This window comes from Desulfobotulus sp. (assembly GCF_034006065.1).
Taxonomy (GTDB): Bacteria; Desulfobacterota; Desulfobacteria; order Desulfobacterales; family ASO4-4; genus Desulfobotulus.
This window is the reverse complement of sequence record NZ_JAVETM010000089.1, coordinates 1-6,124: the sequence shown is the minus strand read 5'-3', so window position 1 is coordinate 6,124 and position 6,124 is coordinate 1. Positions and strand designations below refer to the sequence as shown.

Sequence of the window (6,124 nt, the reverse complement as noted above, 5' to 3'; positions counted from 1 at the left end):
TTGATGCAATTGAGTCTTTAAAAGAGATATTTATTGACTGTCTTAATTTGTTCTTTATTCCACAAGATTATATAGACAAGCAAAAGGACCAAATCTTATCTCAATAACTCAAGTCCGAAACTTGAGTTATGATATCCCGCATGGCTTTGGCTTTTTTCCAGTCTACCTCGGGGTAGTGCTGTAAAAGTGTTTTTCCTGTCACTTTATCAAGGTTTTTCAGGGCCTCACCAATGGCGATCAGTAACATGCATATGCTGTCGAGCTTTTCCATTCCCGCAGCAGAACCTGTAAAATCTTTCACGTTTCTTACCGGTTGAAATCGTTGCAGCAGGGTCTGGCCCGCACCATGAATCTGTACCAGGATTTCACGGACAAGGCTTTGGTCATACATAGACGGCTTCCCTGTCAATGCGTGTTTTGAGAAAGACGTTCATGTCCGGCCTGTAACGGACGATGTCTACCTTTCTGTGCAGATGCGCTTCCAGTTCCTGTTTGATGCCGATGAGTGAAAAAAGATCGGGCCTTTCCAGTTCCACTACAATATCAATATCACTTTCTTCCCGGATGTCGTTTCGGGCAACGGAGCCGAAAACTCCCATCCTGAGGATGCGATACTCTTCCTTCCTGAGATTTTTGAATTCCCCCAGACAGCGCAGTACATAGTCTTTCTGCATTCTAAAGTTCTCCCTTTATTCTTCTACACCGGGATCGTAAGGCTTGTGGATGGATCAGGTCATTCCAAACCTCTTTTTCCATTCCCTTGGAGTACGGCTTTCTGGAACCAGACAAAAAGCCCGATGAGGATGAAGGCCGCAGGGGCCAGCAGCATGAAGCCCATGTTGGCATAGCCTGCGGCGTACAGGGCTTCGGGAATCACCTGAATACCGAAGAGGCTGCCGGAGCCGAAAAGCTCCCGCAGAAAGGCAACGCCCACAAGCACCAGGGAATAGCCCATGCCATTGCCGATGCCATCACAGAAGGAAAGCAGGGGAGGATTGCCCAGGGCATAGGTTTCGGCCCGGCCCATGACGACACAGTTGGTGATGATCAGCCCCACAAAGACGGAAAGCTGCTTGCTGATGTCGTAGAGAAAGGCCTTCAAGACCTGATCCGTGAGAATCACCAGGGTGGCGATGACAAAAAGCTCCACAATGATGCGGATGTTTCTGGGGATGGACTTTCTTAAGGAAGAGACGATGAGGCTTGAAAAGGCCGTGACAAAGGTCATGGAAAGACCCATGACCAGGGCGGTATTGAGCTGTACGGTCACGGCCAGGGCGGAACAGATTCCGAGCATCTGGATATTGATGGGGTTGTTGCCCAGGATGGGGTCGGTGAGGGCCTTGTAGTAGGGACTGCTTTTGAGTTTCATGGGGTCTCCTTCTCAAGATAGCGGGAGCCTTCTTTGGCCCGGAAGCTGCGGGAGACGGGCTCATAGTCTTTCAGGGTCTGCATGAGTCCTTCGGAAAGGTAGCTGCCCGTCAGGGTGGCCCCGGAAATGCCGTCCACCGCATGTTCGGGATCTTCGGAAGCCTTGCCCTTGGCGATGACAAGTCCCCGGAAGGTTCCCGCCACATCCAGGATTTTCTTACCCTTAAAGCCCTGCTGAAAGGCGTTTTTTTCAATTTCTCCGCCAAGTCCCGGCGTTTCCTGATGGCTGTACACCGTAAAGCCGGACACGGTGATGCCGTCCGCCTCAAGGGCAATGAAACCCTTGATTTTTCCCCAGAGCCCACGGGATTCAATGGGAAGGACATAGCCTTCAACCCCGGAGCCTTCCCCATCGGTTTTCAGGTAAAAGGAAAGGGTGTTTTTCCCATCCTCCCTTGCGGGCCTGCCTTCCCTGTCCGTCGAAACCGGGCGGATGTGGCGCAGGAAGCGGGCTTCCAGTTCCGGTGCCTTGAGCTTTTCCCCCTCGCTCAGAAGCCCTGCGGCCTTGAGCACGTTCTTCTGGCGATCCAGCCGGGCATTGGCCTCCTGCCGGGGTTTCAGTCCTGTGGCCGCTGCGGTGAGCAGCAGGCTGCAGACCAGGCAGAGGCAGAAGGTGAAGGTGATGGAGCGGGTCTCAGACATGGGGAACCCTCTTTCTCAACCGGGCCTGGATGACAAAGTGATCCAGAAGCGGTGCAAACAGGTTCATGAAGAGAATGGCCAGCATGGTACCTTCGGGATAGGCGGGGTTGAACACCCGGATGAGTACGGTGAGCCCGCCGATGAAAAAACCATAGAGCCACCGGGCGGCTTCCGTTCCCGGTGCGGTGACGGGGTCTGTGGCCATGAAGACAATGCCGAAGGCAAAGCCGCCCATGACAAGATGGTAATGGGCGGGAAGGGCCATGGCCGCTTCAAGCCGTCCTGAGGCCAGCTGGTTAAGGAGAAACCCTGTGGCGAGAAGCCCCAGCACGCCTCCCACCATGATGCGCCAGCTGGCGATTCCGGTAAGGATCAGGAGGATGGCCCCCACAAGGCAGAGGAGGGCGGAGGTCTCCCCGATGCAGCCCGGTGTGCGTCCCACAAGAAGCTCAAAGAAGCCCAGTCCCGCCTGATCGAGGAGGGCGGGAATCCGGGTGCCCGCTTCCGCCTGGGAGCTGATGGCAAGGGCTGTGGCTCCGGAAACCGCATCCGTGGCCCCGCCGGAGATCCATACCGCATCTCCGGACATCTGGCCCGGATAGGCGAAAAAGACAAAGGCCCTGGCCGTGAGGGCCGGGTTGAGGATGTTGCGGCCCGTGCCGCCGAAGATTTCCTTTCCGATGACCACACCGAAGCTGATGCCGATGGCCGCCTGCCAGAGGGGCAGATCCGGCGGCAGGATGAGGGGGTAGAGAAGGCCTGATACGAGAAAGCCTTCGCTGATGCCGTGTCCCCGGCGCACGGCAAAGAGGGCTTCCCAGAAAAAGCCCACACCGTAACTCACCACAAGGAGAGGCACGAAGATCAAAAGGCCCCGGAGGAAGGCGGGGAAAAGGTCTGTGGATGTTCCCGCAGCCAGGTTCGCGTAATAGCCCGTGTTGTAGATGCCAAAAAGGGTGACGGGAAGAAGGGCCAGGATGACGATGCTCATGAAACGCTTGAGATCCAGGCTGTCCCGGATGTGGGGGGCTTTGGCCGTGGTGCTGTCCGGCAGAAAGAAGATGGTTTCAAAGGCTTCAAAGAGTCCGTGCCAGGCGTGGAACCTTCCGTCCTTTTCGAATTTCGGCCTGTGGGTGTCAAAAAATTTCCGTATCCGGCGCTGCATGCTCAGGCCCCTTTCTGCTGTTCCAGGTAAAGTGTTTCCCGCGCCTCCCGGAAGATCCGGGAAAGGTCAATCTTGGAAGGACAGGCATAGGCGCAGAGTCCGCATTCCACACAGTCCAGAAGACCGTGGGCCAGGGCTTCCTCCATGGCATCCGCGTGCAGGGCCTTCATGGTGAACTGGGGCAGGATTTCCACGGGGCAGAGCCGTGCGCAGGTACCGCAGTTGATGCAGGCCCGCTGTTCACCGTGGGTGTTGCAGCTGACGGGAAAGGGACCGGGGGAAAGGGCGGAAAGAAAGGTGCGGGAGGCGGTGTTTTTTTTGAATCCTAAGCGCAGAAAACCGAAAAACTCCTTTTCCCTGCCTTCGGGAACAAGGCCAAGGCCTGTCTCATACATGGACATGAAGCCCTCTTCGCCTGCGTTGCGGCCTGTGAAAAGCCCCCCTGCAATGGGGCGGAAATCCCCTTCTTTTCTTTCCCCCCCCTGAAGAAGGTGGCGGACGGGGGCTCCGAAGCGGGTACGCACATGAAGGGGGGTTTTGAAGCCCGCTCCGCCCAGGGCAAAGGTGCGGTCTCCGGGGTAGGTGCCCGTTTCCAGAAGGTGGGCCACAAGCAGGACATCTTCTGCGGCCATGAACCAGGCGGGACCCGAGGGCTTTTTTTTGCGTAAGTGATAGTGGAGCACACCGGCATCCTGGGCCGGGTAGCAGCCGAAAACCGTATGATTGACAAGGCCCTGGCATTCGTTGAGGACAAAGCCCTGTTTTTCTCCGCAGGTGTGCACCACAAGGTTGGGGGCAAGTTTTTTCAGAACCTGCATGCCAAAGCGGAAGGCCTCAAGGTTCCCCCTGAGGTAGGCTTCGGGCAGGGTGGAAAAGGGCTGGTGGGAGTCCATGCGGACGTAAAGGGTATGGGGAAGCTCTTTGGGGTCGGCAATGGCCCGGAAGGGCAGGGAGCGGATCAGGGGCCAGAGTCCGCCGACAAGCAGGTGCCGGATGAGATCTTCCCTTGAAATCGCCTCCAGATCCTGGCTGTCCAGCACGGGAAAACGTTCCCTTTCTTCTTTGGGATCAAGGCGTATGGCAATGCCAAGGAGGCTGCGCCTGGGGCCGAAGAAGAGGCTTTCAACACGGCCTCCTCCCGGAGAAAGAAAGCGCAGCTCAGGCCTTCTCTTGTCTTCAAAAAGGGGGCTTCCCAGTAAGACCGCATCTCCTTCTTTCACAAGAAGCCGTGGTTTGACATAGGGAAAGGCGGAAGGAGAAACGCCCAGGTGGGAGGGGCGTGGCAGCAGCACAAGGCCTGGGTCGGGAGCGCCTTCGAATGCTGGCTGAAAACCGTTTGGAATGTGAAGCGCCTTCATGGACAACCTGCCGGATTCTGAAACGCGCCTTTTAAAATGCGGCCGTTTCGGGTTGTTGGGGGAGTCGCTGTTTTTTTATGGATGAAATGCGGGGTATGGCCGTACGTTCAGCAAGATCCACTTCGTTTCATGTGGATATTGCATAGCACCAGATGGGTAAAAAGAAAAGGTGGGAAAATATCGGGCCAAGGCCCCTGGCATGGCCGGGAGGGAGTTTTTTTTAAAAAAACCTTGTCCATAGGAGGAAGCTTTCCGGCCTTGGTCTTTTTCAGGTTTTTTGCAGGCGGGATGCGCGGATCAGGATTTCTGTCACAAACTGCTCACTGTTGCGGGTTGTCCAGTAGTCCGTGACATACCTTTCGTAAGCGTCTTCGGCCAGCACATACCCGTGGCGGCGGGCCCAGAGACAGATTTTTTCGTAGGTGAGGGCAATACTCTCGTGGGAGCCGATGTGGTAACAGGCTGCCATCATCTGACCGCCAAAGACCGTGCTGTTCTTTTCTTCGCAGGGCAGAAGGGGTTTCTGGAGAATCCGGATGCTCTGGCGCTTGTTCTGCATGCGTTCCCTGAAGGAGAAAAAGTTTAAGATGACGGGCCCTGTGATTTCATTGTTCACCTGGTCCAGAAAGTTGGTGAATTCAATGTTGATGATGGCGGCCTCAATGTCGTTGTCAAAGGCCTGCTGCTGGAAGATGCAGTCCACAGCCTCCACGTACTTGATGGATACTTCGCTGATTCTGTTGTCGAGAACCATTTCCGCCTCAAGGATGAGTTCATACCAGTCTTTAACGGAGATGTATTTTCTGCGGATTTCCTCCTGTTCTTTTTTCAGCTCCTGGATTTTGGTGGTGAAGGATTGCTGAACAGCCCGGTAGACGTTGTTGGGACTGCCCTCAATAAAGGACCGCATTTCCTCCAGCCGGAATCCCATCTGCTTGTAATATTTAATGACAGGAACGGCCAGCAGGGAGGCTTTGGAGTAGTATCGGTAATTGTTGGCATCGTCCCTTTCCGGGCCGATGAGGCCGATCTTGTCATAATAGCGGAGGGTTTTTCTCGATACGTTGCAGATCCTGCTGACCTCCCCTATGGAATACCGCTCCTTGTATTTCATAAAACCATCCTTTCTCTTGGGCCTGCCTTTCTGGGACGCTGTCCTGAATTGTGCAGGGACGCGTGTGGCAAAGACGTTTTTTTGCTGGATGACCAGGATTTTCATTGCCTTACCTGGGGTACCGGAAGGGAGGGGGGTTATTTTTTCTTCTCCCATGACTGGGGATGCCTGCCCGGAGTGGATGTTGCCTGTCAAGGAAGAATTGGGAAAGGGGGCTTTTTTCCGGACTGTCAGGGGCGGGAAACCTTAGAATATGGGAAGTATACTTAGCCGATTCATTGAATATTTTAGGGCGTGTCATCAATTGTGCAGCTGACAATTTTCCGGATTCACAACGAGGTGTTTTTGTGCTTTTCTGTTGATGGGCTGTGGGAGGACCCTTCAATGACAAGACGTTATGGATTGAGAGATGAT

At 54.9% G+C, this 6,124-nt stretch carries 7 protein-coding genes; all 7 read right to left on the bottom strand.

The window, feature by feature from the left end; genetic code table 11:
• Positions 1-100: 100 nt before the first annotated feature.
• Positions 101-391, bottom strand: coding sequence for a DUF86 domain-containing protein (locus tag RBR60_RS16140; protein ID WP_320358701.1), 291 nt, complete (start codon positions 389-391; stop codon positions 101-103).
• A complete protein-coding gene (locus RBR60_RS16135) occupies positions 384-674 on the bottom strand; it encodes a nucleotidyltransferase family protein (protein WP_320358700.1) in 291 nt (96 codons plus the stop codon). The genes RBR60_RS16140 and RBR60_RS16135 overlap by 8 nt, the downstream gene beginning before the upstream one ends.
• Before the next feature lie 59 nt (positions 675-733).
• Positions 734-1,372, bottom strand: coding sequence for an NADH:ubiquinone reductase (Na(+)-transporting) subunit D (locus RBR60_RS16130; protein WP_320358698.1), 639 nt, complete (start codon positions 1,370-1,372; stop codon positions 734-736).
• On the bottom strand, positions 1,369-2,073 hold the full coding sequence (locus tag RBR60_RS16125) for an FMN-binding protein (RefSeq protein WP_320358696.1): 705 nt from the start codon (positions 2,071-2,073) through the stop codon (positions 1,369-1,371). Before RBR60_RS16125 ends, RBR60_RS16130 begins: the two co-directional genes overlap by 4 nt.
• On the bottom strand, positions 2,066-3,238 hold the full coding sequence (locus RBR60_RS16120; protein ID WP_320358694.1) for an NADH:ubiquinone reductase (Na(+)-transporting) subunit B: 1,173 nt from the start codon (positions 3,236-3,238) through the stop codon (positions 2,066-2,068). Before RBR60_RS16120 ends, RBR60_RS16125 begins: the two co-directional genes overlap by 8 nt.
• Positions 3,239-3,240: 2 nt before the next feature.
• Complete coding sequence (locus RBR60_RS16115) at positions 3,241-4,596, bottom strand: 4Fe-4S dicluster domain-containing protein (RefSeq protein WP_320358692.1); 1,356 nt, start codon at positions 4,594-4,596, stop codon at positions 3,241-3,243.
• Positions 4,597-4,864: 268 nt separating this feature from the next.
• On the bottom strand, positions 4,865-5,710 hold the full coding sequence (locus tag RBR60_RS16110) for a MerR family transcriptional regulator (protein WP_320358690.1): 846 nt from the start codon (positions 5,708-5,710) through the stop codon (positions 4,865-4,867).
• Between the last annotated feature and the right edge of the window lie 414 nt (positions 5,711-6,124).